The organism is Hydrogenophaga sp. Root209, assembly GCF_001428625.1.
GTDB lineage: Bacteria > Pseudomonadota > Gammaproteobacteria > Burkholderiales > Burkholderiaceae_C > Hydrogenophaga.
In genome coordinates, this window is sequence record NZ_LMIE01000029.1 from 344716 (window position 1) to 365447 (window position 20732).

General features: G+C 63.8%; 27 protein-coding genes. 3 read left to right on the forward strand and 24 right to left on the reverse strand.

The features are described from left to right. Positions 1-49 precede the first annotated feature (49 nt). The 4 genes from ASE11_RS15170 to petA form a co-directional block, all read right to left on the reverse strand. On the reverse strand, positions 50-661 hold the full coding sequence (locus ASE11_RS15170) for a glutathione S-transferase N-terminal domain-containing protein (RefSeq protein ID WP_056273171.1): 612 nt from the start codon (positions 659-661) through the stop codon (positions 50-52). Between the two features lie 115 nt (positions 662-776). Then, the gene (locus ASE11_RS15175; RefSeq protein WP_056273174.1) at positions 777-1532 is read right to left on the reverse strand and encodes a cytochrome c1; all 756 of its coding nucleotides are present in this window, start codon (positions 1530-1532) and stop codon (positions 777-779) included. Positions 1533-1563: 31 nt separating this feature from the next. Beyond that, the gene (locus ASE11_RS15180) at positions 1564-2964 is read right to left on the reverse strand and encodes a cytochrome b (protein WP_056273177.1); all 1401 of its coding nucleotides are present in this window, start codon (positions 2962-2964) and stop codon (positions 1564-1566) included. A gap of 37 nt (positions 2965-3001) precedes the next feature. Next, positions 3002-3610: a ubiquinol-cytochrome c reductase iron-sulfur subunit gene (gene petA / locus ASE11_RS15185; protein WP_056273180.1), complete on the reverse strand. Its 609-nt coding sequence runs from the start codon at positions 3608-3610 to the stop codon at positions 3002-3004. A gap of 250 nt (positions 3611-3860) precedes the next feature. Here petA and mscL point away from each other — a divergent pair, with 250 nt between their 5' ends. Further along, positions 3861-4289 (forward strand): large conductance mechanosensitive channel protein MscL, encoded by a 429-nt coding sequence (gene mscL, locus ASE11_RS15190; RefSeq protein ID WP_056274241.1) that lies wholly within the window; start codon positions 3861-3863, stop codon positions 4287-4289. On the opposite strand, the gene pdxA is transcribed toward mscL, so the two are convergent. Together pdxA and ASE11_RS15200 are read right to left on the reverse strand one after the other, a co-directional pair. Next, on the reverse strand, positions 4279-5328 hold the full coding sequence (pdxA, locus tag ASE11_RS15195; protein WP_056273182.1) for a 4-hydroxythreonine-4-phosphate dehydrogenase PdxA: 1050 nt from the start codon (positions 5326-5328) through the stop codon (positions 4279-4281). The two genes, mscL and pdxA, sit on opposite strands and share 11 nt — an antisense overlap. A gap of 6 nt (positions 5329-5334) precedes the next feature. Further along, positions 5335-6120: a Nif3-like dinuclear metal center hexameric protein gene (locus ASE11_RS15200; RefSeq protein ID WP_056273184.1), complete on the reverse strand. Its 786-nt coding sequence runs from the start codon at positions 6118-6120 to the stop codon at positions 5335-5337. Positions 6121-6303: 183 nt separating this feature from the next. Here ASE11_RS15200 and ASE11_RS15205 point away from each other — a divergent pair, with 183 nt between their 5' ends. Next, complete coding sequence (locus ASE11_RS15205; protein ID WP_056273186.1) at positions 6304-7461, forward strand: trypsin-like peptidase domain-containing protein; 1158 nt, start codon at positions 6304-6306, stop codon at positions 7459-7461. Positions 7462-7467: 6 nt separating this feature from the next. Here the strand turns inward: ASE11_RS15205 and tatC are convergent, their stop codons facing one another. From tatC to hisI, 7 genes are all read right to left on the reverse strand, one after another. Continuing rightward, a complete protein-coding gene (gene tatC / locus ASE11_RS15210; RefSeq protein WP_056273188.1) occupies positions 7468-8265 on the reverse strand; it encodes a twin-arginine translocase subunit TatC in 798 nt (265 codons plus the stop codon). Beyond that, positions 8265-8759 (reverse strand): Sec-independent protein translocase protein TatB, encoded by a 495-nt coding sequence (gene tatB, locus ASE11_RS15215; protein ID WP_056273191.1) that lies wholly within the window; start codon positions 8757-8759, stop codon positions 8265-8267. Before tatB ends, tatC begins: the two co-directional genes overlap by 1 nt. Before the next feature lie 94 nt (positions 8760-8853). Next, a complete protein-coding gene (gene tatA, locus ASE11_RS15220) occupies positions 8854-9096 on the reverse strand; it encodes a Sec-independent protein translocase subunit TatA (protein ID WP_056273193.1) in 243 nt (80 codons plus the stop codon). Between the two features lie 134 nt (positions 9097-9230). Continuing rightward, a complete protein-coding gene (locus ASE11_RS15225; RefSeq protein ID WP_056273196.1) occupies positions 9231-9593 on the reverse strand; it encodes a histidine triad nucleotide-binding protein in 363 nt (120 codons plus the stop codon). Between the two features lie 21 nt (positions 9594-9614). Beyond that, positions 9615-10004, reverse strand: a complete 390-nt coding sequence (locus ASE11_RS15230; RefSeq protein ID WP_056273199.1) for a DUF4870 family protein — start codon at positions 10002-10004, stop codon at positions 9615-9617. A gap of 12 nt (positions 10005-10016) precedes the next feature. Then, complete coding sequence (locus ASE11_RS15235) at positions 10017-10397, reverse strand: phosphoribosyl-ATP diphosphatase (protein ID WP_056273201.1); 381 nt, start codon at positions 10395-10397, stop codon at positions 10017-10019. Positions 10398-10404: 7 nt separating this feature from the next. Continuing rightward, positions 10405-10803, reverse strand: coding sequence for a phosphoribosyl-AMP cyclohydrolase (gene hisI, locus ASE11_RS15240; protein ID WP_200959373.1), 399 nt, complete (start codon positions 10801-10803; stop codon positions 10405-10407). A 121-nt stretch (positions 10804-10924) separates the two neighbouring features. Between hisI and ASE11_RS15245 the strand changes: the two genes are divergently transcribed. Beyond that, positions 10925-11419: a LapA family protein gene (locus tag ASE11_RS15245; RefSeq protein ID WP_056273207.1), complete on the forward strand. Its 495-nt coding sequence runs from the start codon at positions 10925-10927 to the stop codon at positions 11417-11419. 9 nt (positions 11420-11428) lie between these two features. Here the strand turns inward: ASE11_RS15245 and hisF are convergent, their stop codons facing one another. Genes hisF through ASE11_RS15300 form a run of 11 tightly spaced genes read right to left on the reverse strand, consistent with a single transcriptional unit; the run spans position 11429 to position 20622 of the window. Then, a complete protein-coding gene (gene hisF / locus ASE11_RS15250; protein WP_056273210.1) occupies positions 11429-12208 on the reverse strand; it encodes an imidazole glycerol phosphate synthase subunit HisF in 780 nt (259 codons plus the stop codon). Positions 12209-12216: 8 nt separating this feature from the next. Then, positions 12217-12957 carry a 1-(5-phosphoribosyl)-5-[(5-phosphoribosylamino)methylideneamino]imidazole-4-carboxamide isomerase gene (hisA, locus tag ASE11_RS15255; protein ID WP_056273212.1) on the reverse strand — a complete coding sequence of 247 codons (741 nt, stop codon included), beginning with the start codon at positions 12955-12957 and terminating at the stop codon, positions 12217-12219. An 18-nt stretch (positions 12958-12975) separates the two neighbouring features. Next, on the reverse strand, positions 12976-13635 hold the full coding sequence (gene hisH, locus ASE11_RS15260; protein WP_056273215.1) for an imidazole glycerol phosphate synthase subunit HisH: 660 nt from the start codon (positions 13633-13635) through the stop codon (positions 12976-12978). Positions 13636-13648: 13 nt separating this feature from the next. Further along, positions 13649-14278: an imidazoleglycerol-phosphate dehydratase HisB gene (hisB, locus tag ASE11_RS15265; RefSeq protein ID WP_056273217.1), complete on the reverse strand. Its 630-nt coding sequence runs from the start codon at positions 14276-14278 to the stop codon at positions 13649-13651. Next, complete coding sequence (gene hisC / locus ASE11_RS15270) at positions 14275-15363, reverse strand: histidinol-phosphate transaminase (RefSeq protein WP_056273220.1); 1089 nt, start codon at positions 15361-15363, stop codon at positions 14275-14277. Before hisC ends, hisB begins: the two co-directional genes overlap by 4 nt. Continuing rightward, positions 15360-16751 (reverse strand): histidinol dehydrogenase, encoded by a 1392-nt coding sequence (gene hisD / locus ASE11_RS15275; protein WP_056273223.1) that lies wholly within the window; start codon positions 16749-16751, stop codon positions 15360-15362. Before hisD ends, hisC begins: the two co-directional genes overlap by 4 nt. After that, positions 16748-17398, reverse strand: coding sequence for an ATP phosphoribosyltransferase (gene hisG, locus ASE11_RS15280; RefSeq protein WP_056273226.1), 651 nt, complete (start codon positions 17396-17398; stop codon positions 16748-16750). Before hisG ends, hisD begins: the two co-directional genes overlap by 4 nt. Beyond that, positions 17395-18675, reverse strand: coding sequence for a UDP-N-acetylglucosamine 1-carboxyvinyltransferase (gene murA, locus ASE11_RS15285; RefSeq protein ID WP_056273229.1), 1281 nt, complete (start codon positions 18673-18675; stop codon positions 17395-17397). The genes hisG and murA overlap by 4 nt, the downstream gene beginning before the upstream one ends. 14 nt (positions 18676-18689) lie before the next feature. Then, on the reverse strand, positions 18690-18929 hold the full coding sequence (locus ASE11_RS15290; protein ID WP_056273231.1) for a BolA family protein: 240 nt from the start codon (positions 18927-18929) through the stop codon (positions 18690-18692). A gap of 2 nt (positions 18930-18931) precedes the next feature. Further along, entirely contained in the window at positions 18932-19687 is a 756-nt protein-coding gene (locus tag ASE11_RS15295) for an ABC transporter permease (RefSeq protein WP_056273235.1), read from the reverse strand. After that, positions 19684-20622: an ABC transporter ATP-binding protein gene (locus tag ASE11_RS15300; protein ID WP_056273238.1), complete on the reverse strand. Its 939-nt coding sequence runs from the start codon at positions 20620-20622 to the stop codon at positions 19684-19686. The genes ASE11_RS15295 and ASE11_RS15300 overlap by 4 nt, the downstream gene beginning before the upstream one ends. Positions 20623-20732 lie beyond the last annotated feature (110 nt).

Sequence of the window (20732 nt, forward strand, 5' to 3'; positions counted from 1 at the left end):
CGGACGCTGAGGCTGAAGACGACCCGGTCGTGTGCGACCGGGTACGTCATCACTTGCGCATCACTTTCTCGGATGGCGTCAGCGCTTCAATATAGGCCGGGCGCGAGAAGATGCGCTCGGCGTACTTGAGCAGAGGAGCCGCATTCTTGCTGAGCTCAATGCCGTAGAAATCCAGACGCCACAACAACGGCGCAATGGCCACGTCGAGCATGGAGAAATTGTCGCCCAGCATGAACTTGTTCTTCAGGAACACGGGGGCCAGCTGCGTGAGGCGGTCGCGGATGTGGGCCCGAGCCTTCTCAAGCGCCTTTTCGTTGCCCTTGGTGGCACGCGACTCGAGCATGGAGACGTGCGTGAACAGCTCCTTTTCGAAGTTCAGCAGGAACAACCGCACACGAGCGCGGTCCACCGGGTCACCGGGCATCAGCTGCGGGTGAGGAAATCGCTCGTCGATGTACTCGTTGATGATGTTCGACTCGTACAGGATGAGATCGCGCTCGACCAGGATGGGCACCTGGCCGTAGGGGTTCATCACGCTGATGTCTTCAGGCTTGTTGTAGAGGTCGACATCCCGGATCTCGAAGTCCATGCCTTTTTCGAACAACACGAAGCGGCAGCGGTGGGAATACGGGCAAGTGGTGCCCGAGTACAAGACCATCATGAGGGAGTCTCCTTAAAGCAAAAAACAGTGGTTTGCTTTCGTGTCATACGGACACTGCAAACCACTGCGGAACAGACAGGCTGGTGGCTCACACCACCAGCCTTGTCGGGTGGGATTACTTGATGTCTTTCCAGAAGGATGCATTCAGGCGCCAGGCCACCACGGTGAAGGCGGCCAGGAACAACATCACCCACACGCCAACGCGGACCCGGCTGTTCTGGGCGGGCTCGGCCATCCACTGCAGATACGCGACGAGGTCGCCCACGTTCTGGTCGTACTCGGCAGCACTGAGGGTGCCGGCCTTGACCGGCGCCCAACCTTTGACCCGATCGACTTCGTGGCCATGGCTCATGACCTTTTCGACCACCGGGCGTTGCTCACCCTGGAGTTCCCACAAGGGGTTGGGCATGCCGATGTTGGGGAAAGCCAGATTGTTCCAGCCCGTCGGCTTGGTGTCGTCGCGGTAGTAGGTGCGCAGCAGTGTGTAAACGTAGTCTGCACCTGTACCTGCATGGCTCGAGCGCGAGCGGGCGATCAAGGTCAGGTCGGGCGGGTTCACGCCGAACCATTGCTTGGCCTGCTTCGGATCAATGGAGGCCTTCATCGTGTCACCGATCTTGTCGGTGGCAAAGGTCAGGTTTTCGGCGATCTGCTTGTCGTTCAAGCCGATATCGCGCAGGCGGTTGTAGCGCATGAAAGCCGCCGAGTGGCAGCTCAGGCAGTAGTTCACGAACAGCTTGGCGCCGTTCTGCAGAGCGGCCATGTCGTTGGTGCGCTCGGGCGCCTTGTCCAGTGGAATGCTGCCGCCAGCGGCCACGGCAGCGCCAGACATGCCCAATGCCATCACGAAGCCCAAGAGGATTTTTTTCATTTGCTTGACTCTCTGAATTGGCTCTTCGGGTTCAGTGGGGCTGGAAGGTGACGCGGTCGGGCACGGGCTTGAACTCGCCCAGACGGCTCCACCATGGCATCAGCAGGAAGAAGCCGAAGTAGAACAAAGTGCCGACCTGCGACACGCGCTCGCCGATGGGAGACGGGGGCAACACGCCGAGGTAGCCCAGGATAAGGAAGTTGATGACGAACACGCCGTACAGCCACATGTTCCAGGTGGGGCGGTAGCGAATCGACTTGACCGGGCTGTGATCCAGCCAAGGCAGGAAGAACAGGATAATCACAGCGCCGCCCATGGCGACCACGCCCCAGAACTTGGCATCGATGGCCAGCATCAACGCCACCAGCACGACAGCGCCGCCCAGAACCACCGCCTTCAGGATGGCAGACAACCGGGTCTTGATGACGCCCAGCACGGCCCCCAGCAGCACACAGGCGATCAAGGCGTACATCATCTCGCTGGTGATGGCACGCAGCATCGAATAGAACGGCGTGAAGTACCAGACCGGTGCGATGTGCAACGGCGTGACCAACGGATCGGCCGGGATGAAGTTGTTGTATTCGAGGAAATAGCCGCCGAACTCGGGAGCGAAGAAGATGATCGCCGAAAAGATCATGAGGAACACGGACACACCCAGCACGTCGTGCACGGTGTAGTACGGGTGAAATGGAATGCCATCCAGGGGAATGCCCTTGGCATCCTTCTTGGCCTTGATCTCCACGCCGTCCGGGTTGTTGGAACCCACTTCGTGCAGCGCGATGATGTGTGCAACCACCAAGCCCAGAAGGACCAGCGGCACGGCAATCACGTGGAAGCTGAAGAAGCGGTTCAGCGTGGCGTCACCTACCACGAAGTCGCCACGAATCAGCAGCGCCAGGTCGGGGCCCACGAAGGGAATGGCAGCGAACAGGTTCACGATCACCTGGGCGCCCCAATAGGACATCTGACCCCACGGAAGCAGATAACCCATGAAGGCTTCGGCCATCAGACACAGGAAGATGGCGCAGCCAAACACCCACACCAGTTCGCGCGGCTTGCGATAGCTCCCGTAGATCAGGCCACGGAACATGTGCATGTAGACCACCACAAAGAACGCCGAAGCGCCTGTGGAGTGCATGTAGCGGATCAGCCAGCCCCAGGGCACATCCCGCATGATGTACTCGACCGATGCAAAGGCCAGCGCGGCGTCGGGCTTGTAGTGCATCACCAGGAAGATGCCGGTGACGATCTGGATCACGAGCACGAGCAGTGCCAGCGAGCCGAAGAAGTACCAGAAGTTGAAGTTCTTCGGTGCGTAGTACTCGGCCAGGTGCTCGTTGTAGAGCTTGGACAACGGGAACCGGTTGTCGACCCAGTTCAGTGCCTTCTGACCGATCGGTGCGTCGGGGGAAATTTCTTTGAATTCAGCCATGGGGATGCCTCTGTGATCCGTTGTCTGTCAGCGCCGCTCAGGCCTGCTTGTCTTCGCCGACCAGCAGTTTCGTGTCGGAGATGTAGTAATGCGGCGGCACTTCCAGATTGTCGGGCGCGGGCTTGTTCTTGAACACACGACCCGCCAGATCAAAGGTGGAGCCATGGCAGGCGCACAGGAAACCGCCCTGCCAGTCGTCGGGCAACGACGGTTGAGGCCCGGGGGTGAGCCTGTCCCCGGGCGAGCAACCCAGGTGGGTACAGATACCCACGGTCACCAGGAGCTCGGGCTTGATGGAGCGATGGTGATTCTTGGCGTACTCGGGTGTGGGCACCGCATTGCGAGCCGATTCAGGATCTGCCAGTTGGTCAGCGATTTTTTCCAGCTCAGCCAGTTGCTCCGGGGTGCGGCGCATGATCCATACAGGCTTGCCACGCCACTCGACCACGATCTTCTCACCAGGAAGGATGCCCGAGACATCCACTTCGACCGCTGCACCTGCGGCTTTGGCACGCTCGGATGGCTGGAATGTGCTCACGAAGGGCACAGCGACAGCGGCTGCACCCACGCCACCCATGGCGCAGGAGGTGATCAGCCAGGTACGGCGGCTGCTGTTCGCAGGCGCGTGGACGGTTGCTTCACTCATGGAACTCTTTCAATGAGATTTCAGGTCAGGACATTCGGGACAACCCGGCATTGTACTGGAGCACATAGGGCCTTCCAGAGCTTGCCGGGGTACAGGAGTGGGCTATTGGAGGTGAGGGCCAGTGCTGTCGAGTCGGTCTCAATGCTCGGTTGTCAGCTTCGAGCCCAGCCCTTGTGTGAGAATCAATTTCGCCCATCAACCCAGCCGGATGATGGTCATCGCCAACAACCATCTAACGAGGGGAAACACCATGAGCGTGATGCAGGAATTCAAGGAGTTCGCCGTCAAGGGCAATGTCATCGACTTGGCAGTGGGCGTGATCATCGGGGGTGCGTTCGGCAAGATCGTCACGTCGATGGTGGACGACATCATCATGCCCATCGTGGGCTCGATCTTCGGCAACCTCGACTTCACCAATCTGTATGTGGCGTTGGGCAAGGTGCCCGAGGGCACGGCTCCCACGCTGGCGGCACTCAAGACCGCTGGCGTGCCCACGCTGGCCTATGGCAATTTCATCACCGTGGCCATCAACTTCACCATCCTCGCGTTCATCATCTTCATGATGGTCAAGCAGGTCAACCGACTCAAGCGCGAAACTCCCGCGGCGCCCCCAGCGCCCGTGGCAACACCCGAAGACGTGGTGTTGTTGCGCGAGATCCGCGACAGTCTCAAGAAGTAGCGGCTGTTGCCAAGGCAGCGTCGATCGCAGCCAGCAAGCTGCTGGCGCTGGCGCGCCCCGTACCTGCGATGTCGAAGGCCGTTCCATGGTCGGGGCTGGTGCGCACGAACGGCAGGCCCAGCGTGGTGTTCACGCCATCGTCCAGGCCCAGCAGCTTGACGGGGATCAGCCCTTGGTCGTGGTACATGGCCACCACAACGTCAAAGCCACCTTGCCGGGCACGCATGAACACGGTGTCCGGTGCGTGCGGGCCGCTGGCGTCCACGCCTTCCTGCCGCGCCCGCTCGATGGCCGGTGCAATGACATCCCTGTCTTCCAGCCCGAACAGGCCGCCCTCTCCCGCATGCGGGTTCAGCCCCGCCACCGCTATACGCGGCTGCGCCAGACCGGATCGCTGAAAGTGCGCATGGGTGATGCGGATCGTCTGCAGCACCTGCTCGGTGGTCACGGCATCCAGCGCCCGTCTGAGCGACACGTGAATGCTCACCAGCACCGTGCTCAGGCCCGGGCAACTCAGCATCATGCGCACGGGTAGCGCAGACACAGCCACGCCGAGGTACGCCGCGCTCAGCGCCTGCAGCAGTTCGGTGTGCCCGGGATGCTCGACGCCCGCCGCGGCCAGGGCCTCCTTGTGGATGGGCGCGGTCACCACGGCACGCGCCCGCCCTTCCAGTGCGGCCCTCGCTGCCCACTCGATGCAATCGGCGGCTGCGCGCCCTGCGTGCGCGCTGACGTGCCCGAACTCCACCGACCGCGCCAGACGGCACGCCTGCACCACCGCCATGCAGCCCGGCGGCACAGCCGCCAGATCCGCGAGGTCAGCGATCTCGGCCACCATCAACGGAGCCGATCTGGCCGCGACCAGCTGCGCCGCCCGGCGCAGGATATCAACGTCGCCAGCCACCACGATCTGCCCAAGCAGCTCGGGTCGCTCCCGGAAGGCCTTGGCGATGATTTCCGGGCCGATGCCGGCCGGATCTCCCATGGTCAGGACCATGGGATTGACGCAGGCTGGATGGTTGGGAATGGTTTGCTTCATCGGGATTCAAGCCGGATTGTCGATGTCGATGAACACGTGCTCCAGCCCGAGCTGAGCGGCCACATGCGCGCCCACCGCAGGGGCGCCGTAGCGTTCGGACGCATGGTGGCCACAAGCGATGTAAGCCACACCACACTCGCGCGCATAGTGGGCCTGCGGCTCGGAGATTTCACCGGTGATGAACACATCAGCCCCAGCGGCAATGGCGGCTTCGAAGTAGCCCTGCGCCCCACCGGTGCACAGCGCCACATGCTGCACGGGCCGATCCGGTTCGGCCACCAGCGTGACGGCGCGGCCCAGTTGCGCCGTCACATGGTCGGCCAGCTCCGCGGCCGATGCCGACGGCCTGTGACCCATGAACCCCAGGGCCTGATCGCCAAAGCGGCCACGCGCATCGGCGTAGAGCGCCACGCCCAGCCGGTGCGCCAACTGGGCGTTGTTGCCCAGCTCGGCGTGGGCGTCCAGCGGCACGTGGTAGGCCAGCAGGTTGATGTCGTGGGCCAGCAGGCGGGACAGACGCTGCTTCATCCAACCCGTGACCCGTCCATCCTGTCCGCGCCAGAACAAACCGTGGTGCACCAGGATGGCGTCGGCCCCTTCAGCGATGGCGGCGTCGATCAGGGCCCGGCTGGCCGTCACGCCACTGACGAGCTTTCGCACCTCGGGGCGACCTTCCACCTGCAGCCCGTTGGGGCCGTAGTCTTTGAACTGCGCGGGTTGAAGCAACTGGTCCAGGGCCTCGGTCAGGGCGGCGCGGGTGACTGCCGATGGCGATGAGAGAGGGGTCGTCATGAGGTCCGGGTTCCACAGAAGCAACAACAGCTGCCCATTCTGACACCGGGTCAATGCTTGCCCCGGCATTCGCTGCGCATGACTTGAAGACCGCATGTCAGCACCCAATTGCGGGACAATGGCCATTCCGGCCCATGGCGTTGCTCGCAGATCGCTCGTGCCCAACCTCCATCCAGCCCCCTCATGAAACGTCTCTGGCTCCTGTTCGCCCAAACCGTCACCTTGCTGGTGGCCGCCTTGTTTGTGGTGGCCACCCTTCAACCCCAGTGGCTCGGGCGCGCTACCTCCGTCGCTTCGGTGGTGCCCGTGCTGGAGGCCCCTGCGGTGGGCGTTGCGCCTTCCGGTGGGGCCGGCTCAACCAGCTTTCGCGACGCAGCGCGCTCGGCGTCACCTGCTGTGGTCAGCATCAACACCAGCAAGGCCGCGGTCAATGGCGCCCAGAACGCGGACCCCTGGTTTCGGTTCTTTTTCGGTGATCAAGGCCAGAGCCAGCCGCAAAGCGGCCTGGGATCGGGCGTGATCGTGAGCCCGGCGGGCTACGTGTTGACCAACAACCATGTGATCGAGGAAGCTGACGAGATCGAGGTGATCCTCAACGACGGGCGCAAGAGCGCAGCCAAGGTGATCGGCACCGATCCGGAAACCGATCTCGCCATCCTGAAGATCGAGCTCACAGACCTGCCGGTGATCACGCTGGGCAACTCCGATGCCCTGGAAATCGGTGATCAGGTGCTGGCCATCGGCAATCCGTTTGGTGTCGGCCAGACGGTCACCAGTGGCATCGTGAGCGCACTGGGGCGCACGCAGCTGGGCATCAACACTTTCGAGAACTTCATCCAGACCGACGCAGCCATCAATCCAGGCAATTCCGGCGGCGCACTGGTCGATGTGAACGGGCATTTGATGGGCATTAACACGGCCATCTATTCGCGTTCGGGTGGATCCATGGGCATCGGCTTTGCCATTCCCACCTCCACGGCCCGCAGCGTGTTGGACGCGATCGTGCGCGATGGGCAAGTGACGCGCGGCTGGATCGGGGTGGAGCCACAGGAGCTCACGGTCGAACTGGCCGAGAGCTTTGGCTTGCAACCCGGGACCGGCGTGGTCATCACGGGGGTGCTGCAAAACGGGCCCGCCGCTCAGGCCGGCATACGACCCGGCGACGTGATCACCGCGGTGGGGGGCAAAGCCGTGACCAACGTGCCGCAACTCCTGTCCGCCGTGGCGGCACTCCAGCCTGGCGCCGCATCGCCCCTGGATGTGACCCGGCGCGACGGCAAGATTCAGCTTCAGGTGACGCCCGGCCGGCGCAACATTGCGCGCCAGGCGGCGGCGCGCTGAACCGACTCAGGAAGCCGATTCCTTTTCAGCTGCCTCAGCGTCGGTGGGTGCCGAGGCCTTGATGAACCACTGAGCGCCCCAGATGCCGAGCTCGTACAAGACGCACATGGGAACCGCGAGTGCCAGTTGCGAGATCACGTCGGGGGGCGTGACCACCGCTGCAATCACGAACGCCACCACGATGAAGTAACCGCGGAACTCCTTGAGCTTGTCCACCGTCACCATGTTCATCTTCACCAGCAACACCACCACGATGGGCACCTGGAAGGCCAGGCCAAAGGCAAGGTAGAGCGAGAGGATGGCCTCCACATACGAGGCGATGTCGGGCGTGGCAGCCACGCTGGCGGGTGTGAATTGCTGGATAAAACCGAACATCTTGTCCAGCACGAAGAACTGGACGAAGGCAATTCCCACGTAAGCCAGCAAGCTGCCCAGCACGATCAGCGGGATGGCGAAACGCTTTTCATGGCTGTAGAGGCCCGGTGCCACAAAGGCCCATACTTGGTACATCCACCACGGCAACGACAGCAGCAGCGCGGCCATGGCCAGCACCTTGATCGGCACGAAGAAAGGCGAGAAAACGCCCACCGCGATCAGCTTCGCGTCCGGCGGCATGTGTGCGCGGATCGGCACGGCGATCAGATCGATCAAGCCGCTGGGGCCGGGCCAGAAGGCCAGCAGGGCCATGCAGATCGCAAGCCCGATCACCCCATAAAGCAACCTGTCCCGCAGCTCCATGAGGTGCTGCACGAACGGTTGTTCTGAACCGGCGAGTTCGTCGGTGGTTTTATCGGTGTCGGACATCAGCGGGGAGCAGAAGAGGAGCGGGGCCGGAAACGGGCCACGCGGGCCGCGCCGGATTGGGTGCGTGTGCGCACCCCGGTGCGGGCCTTGTACCACTGGGGCATGGCTTTCTGCTTGAGCCGCCAGTTCTTTTTGGGGTGTTTGTAAACAGGCGGTTCGAGTGAACCGAGGGTGTCGCTCGAACCGTATGACGAACTGCCGCTGCCATCCAGACCGGCGGTGGCGTCGGACCACGACTTCTCGAAATCGCTGGCACCGCTCTGGACCGACTGCTCGACATCGCGCGCCGCGCTGGTCACCGTGTCCTTCATTTTCTTGAGTTCTTCGAGCTCCATGGAGCGGCTGACCTCGGACTTCACGTCGGCCACATAACGCTGTGCCTTGCCCAGCAGGGCCCCGACGGTGCGCGCCACACGCGGCAGCTTTTCGGGGCCAATGACGATCAGCGCCACGGCCCCGATGAGGGCGAGTTTGGAAATGCCCAAATCAATCATGTGTTGGCCATCCTGCGGGCGAGTTCGGGCTCTGGAAGAGCCTGGAGGTGGGCGCTCGGGCAGCGATGGTGGTCACCGCAGCGCACGGAAGAAATCAGCTTTTTTGCTTGGCTTCGACGTCGATGGCGTTTTTGTCAGCTCGGGTTTCCTGAGTCACTTGACTTGCAGGCGCCGCATTCGCGTCAGCGGGGTTCTGACCGCCTTCCTTGATGCCATCCTTGAAGCCTTTGACGGCGCCACCCAGGTCGGATCCAATGTTCTTGAGCTTCTTGGTGCCGAAGACCATCACCACGATGAGCAGCACGATGAGCCAATGCCAGATAGAAAACGAACCCATGGTTTACTCCAGATATTGAGGTGTCGCGCAGTGCGCTGTGGGTGGGATTCTAAGCCCGTGCAGTAGTTCAAGCCCTGTGGGCAACCAATTCCAGCACCGGTGCAATGGGACGCGTGGTACCGGGTGCGGGACCATCAGCCTCGCAACCAGGGCCTGGGACCGCCCATCACGTGCACATGCAGGTGGTGCACTTCCTGCCCACCCTCGGTGCCGGTGTTGCACACCATGCGAAAGCCACCCTCGGGATACGGATTGCACCCCAGTTCCATGGCCAGTTTGGGCGCCAGCACCATCAGGCGGCCCATGAGCCTTTCGTGTTCAGGCCCCAGCTGTGCCATGGACGCAAGGTGCACCTTGGGCACCAGCAGGAAATGCACGGGCGCCCAAGGGTGGATGTCGTGAAAAACGAAGAGGTCTTCGTCCTCGTACACCTTCTTTGATGGAATCTGTCCTGCAATGATCTTGCAGAAGATGCAGTTGGGATCGTGTGCGGTCATGTCGAATGCGAGTGGGTCAGTTCAATCGGGCATGGGCTGGCTGGCGTTCATGCGCACCATGCCCTTGACGATGCGGTAGAGGAACCAGATGGAGATGAGGCCCCAGGCGATCCAGCCGGGGACGAAGAAGAGCAGCCACAGCGGCAATGTGACCAGGTAGAGCACGGCGGCCCAGATCACCGTGCGGATGCGCCAGGAGAAATGACTGGCCTGCCAGGTGCCCTCTGCATCGCTCTTTTTCACCAGATCGATGATCAGTGCCACGATCAACAAGGCCACCCCCGGCTGGGTGCCGGGCAACACCGCACCCACGGCCACGATGAGGTGCAGGATGTAGCTGACCCAACCCACGGTCTTGAGGGACTGGGCCCGTTCGCTGTCGACCGGCTCGACGTCGATGATGTCGCTCATGGCAGTCTCCTTTCAATTGGCTTCGGGTCCGGGCGCCGCTTCGCGCGCGAGCACCTTGCGCATGGCCTTCTCTTCCAGGCCGCTGAGGCCTTCACGGCGCACCAGCTCAGCCACCACATCGGCCGGGCTGAGGTTGTAGTGGGCCAGCGCGATCATGCAGTGGAACCAGAGGTCGGCCGTTTCGTTCACCAGCTTCTGCGGATCCCCACCGTGGTCCAGGTCCTTGGCGGCCATCACAGCCTCGGTGGCTTCTTCACCGATTTTTTTGAGGAAGCTGTCGGGACCCTTGTGCAGCAGTCGGGCGACATAGCTTTTCTCGGGATCGCCGCCGTTGGCCGGTTTGCGGCTTTCGATCACGGCGGCCAGACGCGCCAGGGCATCGGTGGGGTTCATCGTTGGCTCACTTGTAGATCGATTCGGGGTCTTTGAGCACGGGCTCGACGACCTGCCACTGGTCGTTGTCCAGGCGCTGGAAAAAGCAACTGTGGCGGCCGGTGTGACACGCAATGCCGGGCTCGTGGCCAAGCTGGGTGACCTTGAGCAGCACCACATCGCTGTCGCAGTCGATCCGGATGTCGTGCACTGTCTGCACATGGCCCGACTCTTCGCCCTTGAACCACAGCTTGTTGCGCGAGCGGCTGAAATACACCGCGCGACCGAGTTCGGCGGTCTTCTGCAGCGCCTCGCGGTTCATCCAGGCAAACATGAGCACATCGCCCGTGGCCGCTTCCTGCGCGATCACGGGCACGAGGCCCTGCGCGTCCCATTTCACATCGTCCAACCAGTTCATCCGGGGAATCTACCATGGGCATTTGCAGGACAGCGCAGCAGTCAAGGCAAAGCCGCTACGATGAAGCCGGTTCTGACAAGACCGACGTCACCCCGATCTCTTGCCACCGCGCCCGCGCAAAGGAACCCTCATGAAACTCCGCACCCTGCTCCTCGTTGTCTTCATCCTGCTGGTCGCCGGATTCGTGGCGCTCAACTTCGCCCAGATCCTGCAACCCACCGCGTTGAATTTCGGTTTCACCGAGGTGCAGGCACCGCTGGGCCTGGTGCTGCTGGGCATGCTGGCACTGGTGCTCGTGGTGTTTCTCGCTGCGCTCGTCTTCCAGCAGACGACGCACATGATGGAAGTGCGCCGCATCACCCGCGAAGCCTCGGAGCAACGCACCCTGGCCGACAAAGCCGAGGCCTCGCGTTTTACCGAACTGCGCACCTTCTTGCAAGCCGAGATGCAAGCCACGGCGGCGCGTGAAATCGATCTGGCCGAAAAACTGCACCAGAAGGTGGACCGCCTGCAGGCGGCCATGACAGAGGTGATCGAACAGAACGGCAACGGCCTGAGCGCGAGCCTGGGTGAGCTGGAAGACCGCCTTGAACGGCAGTTTCAGCCGCGCAGCGATCGCATCTGATGCACGACCTCAGAGCCGGACGGGGATCCCGCGTTCGGCCATGCGGGCCTTGGCCTGGGCCACGGTGAACTCACCGTAGTGAAAGATGCTGGCGGCCAGCACGGCGTCGGCGCCACCCTGTTGCACACCGTCGGCCAGGTGGTCGAGGGTGCCCACACCGCCGGAGGCGATCACCGGCACGTCCACCGCATCGGCCACGGCGCGCGTGAGCGCGAGGTCGAAGCCGGATTTGGTGCCATCACGGTCCATGCTGGTGAGCAGGATCTCGCCGGCGCCGTGTTCGGCCATCTGGCGTGCCCAGGCCACCGCGTCCAGACCGGTGTTCTTGCGCCCGCCGTGGCTGTACACGTCCCAGCCTTCGCCACGCAGGGCAAGGTCTTCGCCATGGCGGCGTTTGGCGTCGATGGCCACCACGATGCACTGCGCGCCGTACTTGGCCGAGGCGTCGCGGATCACCTGGGGGTTGGCGAGTGCCGCGGAGTTGAAACTGGTCTTGTCGGCCCCGGCGTTGAGCAGGCGGCGCACGTCTTCCACGGTGCGCACGCCGCCGCCCACGGTGAGCGGAATGAAGACCTGCGAGGCCACGGCTTCGATGATGTGCAGGATCAGGTCGCGTCCGTCGGACGTGGCCGTGATGTCGAGGAAGGTGAGCTCGTCGGCGCCCTGTTCGTTGTAGCGCGCCGCGATCTCCACCGGGTCACCCGCGTCGCGCAATTCCACGAAGTTGACGCCCTTGACGACTCGGCCGCCGGTCACGTCCAGACAGGGAATGATGCGCTTGGCGAGCATGGGATCGGTTAGCCGTTGAGTTCGTCGGCCAGCTGCTGCGCGGCCTCGAAGTCGAGATCGCCGCTGTAGATCGAGCGTCCGCAGATCACGCCCTCGACGCCCTCTTCTTCCACCGCGCACAGCGCGCGGATGTCTTCCAGGTTGGACAGGCCGCCCGAGGCGATGACGGGAATCGAGAGCGCCTGTGCCAGCTTCACCGTGGCGTCGATGTTGATGCCCGAGAGCATGCCGTCGCGGCCGATGTCGGTGTAGATGATGCCTTCGACGCCGTAGTCTTCGAACTTTTTGGCCAGGTCCACCACCTCGTGGCCTGTGAGCTTGCTCCAGCCGTCGGTGGCGACCTTGCCGTCCTTGGCGTCCAGGCCCACGATGATGTGACCACCGAACGCGGTGCAGGCGTCCTGCAGGAAACCGGGGTTCTTGACCGCGGCCGTGCCGATGATCACGTAGCGCAAGCCGGCATCGAGGTAGCGCTCGATGGTGTCGAGGTCGCGGATGCCGCCACCGAGCTGCACGTCCACTTCAGAGCCCACCTCTTTCAGGATGGCGCGAATCGCCTGCTCGTTCTTCGGCTTGCCAGCAAAGGCGCCATTGAGGTCCACCAGGTGCACGCGGCGCGCGCCCTTGTCGACCCAACTGCGTGCGATGGCGGCCGGGTCTTCGCCGAACACGGTGGATTGGTCCATGTCGCCCTGTTTGAGGCGAACGCACTGGCCGTCTTTCAGATCAATGGCAGGAATCAGCAGCATGATGGTGTGGTGAAAGGCCTAGGGTTTCCAGGAGAGGAAGTTGCGGTAAAGCGCCAGCCCCTGGTCGGCGCTTTTCTCGGGGTGAAACTGGGTGGCAAAGATGTTGTCGCGGGCGATGGCAGCGGCAAAGCGGCCACCATAGTCGGCTTCGCCCACACAGTGCACGGCCTGGGCAGGGCGAGCATAGAAGCTGTGCACGAAATAAAAATAGGAGCCATCCCTGATCCCGGCCCACAGCGGGTGCACCGGGCGACCGAGGTCGTGGAACACCGGGTTCCAGCCCATCTGCGGCACCTTGAAACGGCTGCCATCGGCCTGCAAACGGCCTTCCAGCCGAAAGCGAACCACCTCACCGGGAATCAGACCCAGCCCGTCGGTGGGGCCCTCTTCGCTGCGATCGAGCAGCATCTGCATGCCCACGCACACGCCGAACAGCGGCTTGTTGGCCGCAGCGTGCAGCACGGCGTCTTTCAGGCCGGATGCGGCGAGCTCGTTCATGCAGTCGGCCATGTGGCCTTGACCGGGCAGCACCACCCGGTCGGCGTCGAACACGTCTTGCGCACGCGAGGTGACCAACACCTCCACGTCTTCGGTGCGTGCCACATGTTGCACGGCCTGCGACACGGAGCGCAGGTTGCCACTGCCGTAGTCCACCACGGCGACTGTCTTGCGTTTCATGGCCGGGAAGGGGTTACAGCGAACCTTTGGTCGAGGGAATCACGTCGCCCATGCGCGGGTCGCGCTCCAGCGCCATGCGCACGGCGCGGGCAAATGCCTTGAACACGGTTTCGGCCTGGTGGTGGGCGTTTTCGCCGTGCAAGTTGTCGATGTGCAGCGTGACACCGGCGTGGTTGACGAACCCCTGGAAGAACTCGAAGGCGAGCTGGGTGTCGAAACCGCCGACCATGCCGCTCTTGAACGGCACCCGCATGTGCAGGCCCGGGCGGCCCGAGAAGTCGATGACGACGCGCGAGAGCGCTTCGTCCAGGGGCACGTAGGCATGGCCGTAGCGGCGGATGCCTTTTTTGTCGCCCACGGCCTGCGCAAAGGCCTGGCCCAGCGTGATGCCCACGTCTTCCACCGTGTGGTGGCCGTCGATGTGCAGGTCGCCCACAGCCTTGATCTCGAGGTCGATCAGCCCGTGGCGGGCGATCTGGTCGAGCATGTGGTCAAAAAAGCCGATGCCGGTGGACAGCGTGGCGGCACCGGTGCCGTCGAGGTTGACGCGCACGCCGATCTGCGTTTCCGAGGTGTTGCGCTGCACGAACGCGATGCGCTCAAAGGGTGCTGCGGGGGCGGATGCGGAAGGCGTGGAAGTCATGGAGAGGTTTGTAGGGCGCGGATCAGCGAGGCATTTTCCGACGGTGTGCCCACCGTCAGCCGCAGACAGTGCGTCAGCAGTGGGTGCATTTTAGAAACATTCTTCACCAGAATGCCCTGGGCCTTGAGGCTGTCAAAACAACGTTGCGCATCGGGCACACGCACCAGCACCATGTTGGCTTCGCTGGGGAACGGCTGGAAGCCCGGCATCTGGCGCAGGGCGTCGATCAACACGGCGCGTTGTTCGCAGATCTGCACCGCCTGCTGCGCAAACACGTCGGCGTGCTCCAGCGCGAAAAGCGCGCATTCGGCATTGAGCACGCTCACGTTGTACGGCGGGCGCAGCTTGTCAACTTCGTGCACCAGCGCCTGGGCCCCAAGCATGTAGCCCAGCCGCACGCCGGCCAGCCCGAACTTGGAGAGCGTGCGCATGAGCAGCACGTGGGCGTTGGCCGCGGGGTGGGCGCGGATCTCGTCGAGCCAGCTCAGGCTGGAAAACGGCTGGTACGCCTCGTCCATGACCACCAGACCTCCGAAACCCGCGGCCTCGGCGATCAGGCGGCGGATGGTGTCGGCGCTCCAGAGGTTGGCGGTGGGATTGTTGGGGTAGGCGATGTAGGTGATGGCGGGCTGATGTTCGCGCATCGCGGCCAGCATGGTGGCTTCGTCGAGTTCAAAGTCGGCCGTGAGCGGCACGCCGACGAACTTCAGGCCCTGCAGCTGCGCGCTCATGGCGTACATCACGAACCCCGGCAAAGGGGCCAGAACAGTCGCACCCGGCAGGTCGCAGGCCAGGGTCAACAACGAGATAAGTTCGTCCGAGCCATTGCCCAGCATCAGGCTGCAGCCCGCAGGCAGGTCCACGTAGCGGGACAAGGCGGCCTTGAGATCGTCGATGCGCGGGCCGGGGTAGCGGTTCACGGCCACGGCGCCCAGTCGGGCGCCGAGCGCAACCTGCAAATCGGGCGGCAGCGCGAACGGGTTCTCCATCGCGTCGAGCTTGACCATGCCGGTGGCGTCTTGCACGGCGTAGGCATGCATGGACTGCACGTCCTGGCGGATCACGTCCAGAGGATTTCGGCTCATTGGGAACCCCGCATCGCTGGCACTTCGTCCAACCGCAGCTCGGCGGCGCGCGCGTGGGCCTGCAGACCTTCGCCATAAGCCAGCTCCGCAGCGATGAGACCCAGGCTCTGGGCGCCGGCCTGGCTCACCTCGATCAGGCTGCTGCGCTTCTGGAAGTCGTACACGCCCAGCGGCGAGGAGAAGCGCGCGGTGCCACTGGTGGGCAGCACGTGGTTGGGACCGGCGCAGTAGTCGCCCAGGCTTTCGCTGGTGTAGGCACCGAGGAAGATGGCGCCGGCGTGTTTGAGCAAGGGTTCCCAACGGTGCGGCTCGCTGCTGGACACTTCGAGGTGCTCGGGCGCGATGCGGTTGCTGATGGCGCAGGCCTCCTCCATGCTGCGCGTGTGGATCAGCGCGCCGCGATCGTTCAGGCTCTTGGCAATGATGGCCGCGCGCGGCAGGGTGTTGAGCAGGCGGTCGATGGCGGACTGCACCGCGTCGATGTAGGCAGCATCGGGACACAGCAGGATGCTTTGCGCCAGTTCGTCGTGTTCGGCCTGGCTGAACAGGTCCATCGCCACCCACTCGGCGGGCGTGCTGCCGTCGGCCAGCACCAGGATTTCGCTCGGGCCGGCGATCATGTCGATGCCCACGGTGCCGAACACGCGCTTCTTGGCGCTGGCCACGTAGGCGTTGCCGGGGCCGGTGATTTTGTCGACCTTGGGCACGGTGGCCGTGCCGTAGGCCAGCGAGGCCACGGCCTGCGCGCCGCCGATGGTGAAGGCGCGCGTGACGCCGGCGACAAAGGCAGCGGCCAGCACCAGGTCGTTGCGCTCGCCGCGCGCCGAGGTGGCCGCGCCGCTGCCGCCAGTGGCCACGCTGCCGCGCACCGGCGTGGGCACCACCATGATGATCTCCTGCACACCAGCCACGTGTGCGGGCACGGCGTTCATGATCAGACTCGACGGATACGCTGCCTTGCCGCCGGGCACGTAGATGCCCACGCGGTCCAGCGGCGTGACCTTCTGGCCGAGCAGCGTGCCGTCCTCGTCGCGGTAGCTCCAGCTCTCCCCGCCGGCCTTCTTCTGCGCCTCGTGGTAGCTGCGCACGCGGCGCGTGGCGGCCTGCAGGGCCTCGCGCTGAGCGGCGGACAGGCCGTCGAATGCCGCCTTGAAATCGGCCTGGGTGAGTTCGAGATCGGCCATGCTGCTCGCGGCCAGGCCATCGAAGCGCGCCGTGTACTCGAGCACGGCCGCATCACCACGCCCGCGCACGTCGGCCAGGATGTCGGCCACGCGCTGCTCGATCGCACCGTCGGTCTCGGCCGACCAATGCAGCCGGGCCGCGAACTGCGCCTCGAAATCGACATGGGTGGTGGACAGACGGGCGGGACGGGCGGTGAATGTCATGCGGGTGAGCCTTGCTCGATGGCTTGCGCAAAGGCGTTGATGATGGGGCGGATGGCGGCCTGCTTGAGCTTGAGCGAGGCCTGATTGACGACCAGCCGGGCGCTGATGTCCATGATGCGTTCGACCTCGACCAGGTGGTTGGCCTTGAGCGTGTTGCCGGTGGAGACCAGATCGACGATGGCGTCGGCCAGACCAGTCAGCGGCGCCAGTTCCATGCTGCCGTAGAGTTTGATCAGATCCACGTGCACACCCTTGGACGCAAAAAATTCGCGCGCGATGTGGGTGTACTTGGTGGCGACCTTCAGGCGCGAGCCCTGGCGCACGGCCGAGGCGTAGTCGAAGTCCGCGCGCACCGCCACGCTCACGCGGCAGCGCGAGATGTTCAGATCAAGCGGCTGATACAGGCCCTGGCCACCGTGCTCGATCAGCGTGTCCTTGCCGGTCACGCCCAGATCGGCACCACCGTGTTCCACATACGTGGGCACATCGCTGGCGCGCACCAGCACCACACGCACCTGCGGGTTGCTGGTGCCGAGAATCAGCTTGCGCGACTTCTCGGGGTCTTCCAGCACCTCGATGCCGGCGGCCTTGAGCAGCGGCAGGGTCTCGTCGAAGATGCGGCCTTTGGACAATGCCAGCGTGATCATTTGACTCTTTCGATGTCGGCGCCGATGCCGCGCAGTTTTTCTTCCATCTGGTCGTAGCCACGGTCCAGGTGGTAGATGCGGTCCACGATGGTTTCACCCTCGGCCACCAGGCCGGCGATCACCAGGCTGGCCGACGCCCGCAGGTCGGTGGCCATGACCGTGGCGCCGGACAGGCGCGAGATGCCTTCGACCACCGCCACCTTGCCGTCGACCTGGATGTGCGCGCCCAGGCGCACCAGCTCGTTGACGTGCATGAAGCGGTTCTCAAAAATGGTCTCGGTGACCTTGCTCGTGCCTTCGGCGATGCAGTTGAGCACCATGAACTGGGCCTGCATGTCGGTGGGAAAGCCCGGGTATTCGGTGGTGCGAAAGCTCTGCGCCTTCATGCGGCCGGTGGCCCGCACGCGAATGAAATCGCCGCCAGCGTCCTTGCCGGCTTCGATCTCCGCCCCGGCGTCGCGCAGCTTGTCGATCACGGCGTCGAGGTGGTCGGCGCGGCCATGACGCAACACCACGTCACCCCCGGTGGCGGCCACCGCGCACAGGAAGGTGCCGGTCTCGATGCGGTCGGCCACCACCTGGTGAGTGCAGCCGTGCAGGCGCTCCACGCCCTGGATGTGGATGCGGCTGGTGCCGTGGCCTTCGATCTTCGCGCCCATGGCAATCAGCATCTCGGCCAGGTCGCCGATCTCCGGCTCCTGCGCGGCGTTTTCCAGCAGCGTCTCGCCCTCGGCCAGCGCGGCGGCCATGAGGAAATTCTCGGTGCCGGTGACGGTGACCATGTCGGTGGCGATGCGCGCGCCGTGCAGGCGCGTCTTGCCCACGGGCAGCCGCGCGACCATGTAACCATGTTCGACCACGATCTCGGCGCCCATGGCCTGCATGCCTTTGATGTGCTGGTCGACCGGGCGCGAGCCGATGGCGCAACCACCCGGCAGCGACACGCGGGCGTGTCCGAAGCGCGCGAGCAGCGGCCCGAGCACGAGCACCGAAGCGCGCATCGTCTTGACCAGCTCGTACGGCGCTTCAGCCTGGATGGGGTCGGCCGCCTGCAGCGTGATGCCACCACGATCGCCATGGGTCTGCGTCTGCACGCCCATGTTGTCGAGCAGTTGGCGCATGGTGGCCACGTCGCGCAGGCGCGGCACGTTGTTCAGGATCACTGGCTCCGAGGTGAGCAGCGCAGCGCACAACTCGGGCAGTGCGGCGTTCTTGGCACCGGAGATGGTCACCTCGCCATGGAGGGTACGGCCACCCGTGATTCGGAGTTTGTCCATGCCTGGCTATCGGTTCAGGGTTGGGCCGCCCATTCGGCGGGGGTGTAGGTCTTCATCGACAGGGCGTGTACCTCGTCGTTCTGGATGCGCTCGCCCAGCGTGCTGTACACGGCCTGGTGGCGCTTGATCAGGCGCAGGCCCTCGAACGCGGGCGAGACGATCACGGCGGCCCAATGCCGGCCATCGCCGGTAACTTCGATGTGCTCACACGGCAGGCCGGCGGCGATGAGGGTTTGCAGTTGTTCAGCGGTCATGTCTAGTGGCGAATTTTGTAGCCGGTCTTGAGCAGGTGCAGCGCGACTGCACTCACGATGGCGAGTGCCCCACCCACCAGGGCCAGGCTGATCCAGGGCGACACGTCGCTCACACCAAAAAAGCCATAGCGAAAGCCGTCGATCATGTAGAAGAACGGGTTGAGGTGGCTCACCTTCTGCCAGAACTCGGGCAGGGAGTGGATTGAGTAGAACACGCCCGAGAGGAAGGTCATGGGCACGATGATGAAGTTCTGGAACGCGGCCATCTGGTCGAACTTCTCGGCCCACAGACCCGCGATCAACCCCAGCGCACCCAACAAGGCCGCGCCCATGAAGCCGAACGCCAGGATCCACAACGGCGCCACCAATGACGGCTGGGCGAACCACCAGGTCACCGCCATCACGCCCATGCCCACGGCCAGACCCCGCACGATGGACGAGCCGACGTAGGCGACGAACCAGGCGCGGTGCGAGAGTGGTGTGAGCAGCAGGAACACCAGATTGCCCATGATCTTGCTCTGGACCAACGAAGACGAGCTGTTCGCAAACGCGTTCTGCAACACGCTCATCATCACCAGGCCAGGCAGCAGGAAGGCGGTGTAGCTCACCGAATCGTAGACCTGAACCCGGTCTTCGAGCACATGGCCGAAGATCATCAGGTACAGGATGGCGGTGATCACCGGTGCGGCCACGGTCTGGAAGCCAACCTTCCAGAAGCGCAGCACTTCCTTGTAAAAAAGGGTTTGCCAACCGGTCATGCAGGCACTTTCACCTGGGTGGCGGTGCGAGGTTGTGCACCCGTCAAATCCAGAAATACGTCTTCAAGATCGGCCTTGCGGATCTCGATGTCTTCGGGCACAACGCCTCTCTCGCGCAGCCTCGCAAGAATGTGCTCGACGGCGAGCGCATCGTTGGCCGGCAACTGCACCACACGACCGGTGATGCGCGCCTGAACGGCCAGCTCGGGCGGCAGGCTCGAGTCGGTCTTGAAACGCAGCACGTTGGACGCGGCGCGCGACAGCAGCGCCGAGGTCGATTCGAGGGCCACCACCCTGCCTTGCTTGAGCATGGCGATGCGCCCGCACAGCGCTTCGGCCTCTTCCAGGTAGTGCGTGGTCAGCAGCACGGTACGGCCCAGGCGTTTGTTCAGATCGGAAATGAAATGCCACAGGGTCTGGCGCAATTCCACGTCCACACCCGCGGTGGGTTCGTCGAGCACGATCACCGGTGGCTTGTGCACCAACGCCTGCGCGATGAGCACGCGGCGTTTCATGCCGCCGGAGAGCTGGCGCATGTTGGCGTTGGCCTTGTCCGTGAGGCCCAGACCTTCCAGCAGTTCGTCAATCCAGGCGTCGTTGCGCTGGATGCCGAAATAGCCTGACTGGATGCGCAGGGCTTCGCGCACGTTGAAAAAGGGGTCGAACACCAGTTCCTGGGGAACCACGCCGAGCTGGCGACGGGCTGCCTGGTAGTCGGCCTGCACGTCGCAGCCATGCACAAGCACACGGCCTGACGTGGCGCGGGCCAGTCCGGCCAGGATGCTGATCAGGGTGGTCTTGCCAGCACCGTTGGGCCCGAGCAGGCCGAAGAACTCACCGGCCTCAATGTCGAACGACACCGACTGCAGGGCCTGCACGGCGCCGCGCGAGGACGGGTAGCTTTTGGAGACGTCAGAGAAGGAAACTGCGGGCATGCGCGGGGAAAACCACTGAGGTCATTGGCCGCGCACAGGACATCTGGCAGCGGTTGGGGAACCGCGTATTTTATGCTCGGTGGGTTGCCCGCACTGCGCACGGGACAAGG

What these genes read in the sequence shown, in the direction of transcription:
- ASE11_RS15300 (WP_056273238.1), bottom strand. Translation starts at nt 20,622, where the DNA reads ATGCCCGCAGTTTCCTTCTCTGACGTCTCCAAAAGCTACCCGTCCTCG.
- ASE11_RS15230 (WP_056273199.1), bottom strand. Translation starts at nt 10,004, where the DNA reads ATGAGCGACATCATCGACGTCGAGCCGGTCGACAGCGAACGGGCCCAG.
- mscL (WP_056274241.1), top strand. Translation starts at nt 3,861, where the DNA reads ATGAGCGTGATGCAGGAATTCAAGGAGTTCGCCGTCAAGGGCAATGTC.
- hisA (WP_056273212.1), bottom strand. Translation starts at nt 12,957, where the DNA reads ATGCTGCTGATTCCTGCCATTGATCTGAAAGACGGCCAGTGCGTTCGC.
- hisB (WP_056273217.1), bottom strand. Translation starts at nt 14,278, where the DNA reads ATGACTTCCACGCCTTCCGCATCCGCCCCCGCAGCACCCTTTGAGCGC.
- ASE11_RS15225 (WP_056273196.1), bottom strand. Translation starts at nt 9,593, where the DNA reads ATGACCGCACACGATCCCAACTGCATCTTCTGCAAGATCATTGCAGGA.
- hisC (WP_056273220.1), bottom strand. Translation starts at nt 15,363, where the DNA reads ATGAGCCGAAATCCTCTGGACGTGATCCGCCAGGACGTGCAGTCCATG.
- ASE11_RS15205 (WP_056273186.1), top strand. Translation starts at nt 6,304, where the DNA reads ATGAAACGTCTCTGGCTCCTGTTCGCCCAAACCGTCACCTTGCTGGTG.
- pdxA (WP_056273182.1), bottom strand. Translation starts at nt 5,328, where the DNA reads ATGAAGCAAACCATTCCCAACCATCCAGCCTGCGTCAATCCCATGGTC.
- ASE11_RS15170 (WP_056273171.1), bottom strand. Translation starts at nt 661, where the DNA reads ATGATGGTCTTGTACTCGGGCACCACTTGCCCGTATTCCCACCGCTGC.
- petA (WP_056273180.1), bottom strand. Translation starts at nt 3,610, where the DNA reads ATGAGTGAAGCAACCGTCCACGCGCCTGCGAACAGCAGCCGCCGTACC.
- hisG (WP_056273226.1), bottom strand. Translation starts at nt 17,398, where the DNA reads ATGATCACGCTGGCATTGTCCAAAGGCCGCATCTTCGACGAGACCCTG.
- ASE11_RS15245 (WP_056273207.1), top strand. Translation starts at nt 10,925, where the DNA reads ATGAAACTCCGCACCCTGCTCCTCGTTGTCTTCATCCTGCTGGTCGCC.
- hisH (WP_056273215.1), bottom strand. Translation starts at nt 13,635, where the DNA reads ATGAAACGCAAGACAGTCGCCGTGGTGGACTACGGCAGTGGCAACCTG.
- ASE11_RS15290 (WP_056273231.1), bottom strand. Translation starts at nt 18,929, where the DNA reads ATGACCGCTGAACAACTGCAAACCCTCATCGCCGCCGGCCTGCCGTGT.
- tatA (WP_056273193.1), bottom strand. Translation starts at nt 9,096, where the DNA reads ATGGGTTCGTTTTCTATCTGGCATTGGCTCATCGTGCTGCTCATCGTG.
- murA (WP_056273229.1), bottom strand. Translation starts at nt 18,675, where the DNA reads ATGGACAAACTCCGAATCACGGGTGGCCGTACCCTCCATGGCGAGGTG.
- hisD (WP_056273223.1), bottom strand. Translation starts at nt 16,751, where the DNA reads ATGACATTCACCGCCCGTCCCGCCCGTCTGTCCACCACCCATGTCGAT.
- tatB (WP_056273191.1), bottom strand. Translation starts at nt 8,759, where the DNA reads ATGATTGATTTGGGCATTTCCAAACTCGCCCTCATCGGGGCCGTGGCG.
- ASE11_RS15175 (WP_056273174.1), bottom strand. Translation starts at nt 1,532, where the DNA reads ATGAAAAAAATCCTCTTGGGCTTCGTGATGGCATTGGGCATGTCTGGC.
- hisF (WP_056273210.1), bottom strand. Translation starts at nt 12,208, where the DNA reads ATGCTCGCCAAGCGCATCATTCCCTGTCTGGACGTGACCGGCGGCCGA.
- tatC (WP_056273188.1), bottom strand. Translation starts at nt 8,265, where the DNA reads ATGTCCGACACCGATAAAACCACCGACGAACTCGCCGGTTCAGAACAA.
- ASE11_RS15235 (WP_056273201.1), bottom strand. Translation starts at nt 10,397, where the DNA reads ATGAACCCCACCGATGCCCTGGCGCGTCTGGCCGCCGTGATCGAAAGC.
- ASE11_RS15180 (WP_056273177.1), bottom strand. Translation starts at nt 2,964, where the DNA reads ATGGCTGAATTCAAAGAAATTTCCCCCGACGCACCGATCGGTCAGAAG.
- ASE11_RS15200 (WP_056273184.1), bottom strand. Translation starts at nt 6,120, where the DNA reads ATGACGACCCCTCTCTCATCGCCATCGGCAGTCACCCGCGCCGCCCTG.
- ASE11_RS15295 (WP_056273235.1), bottom strand. Translation starts at nt 19,687, where the DNA reads ATGACCGGTTGGCAAACCCTTTTTTACAAGGAAGTGCTGCGCTTCTGG.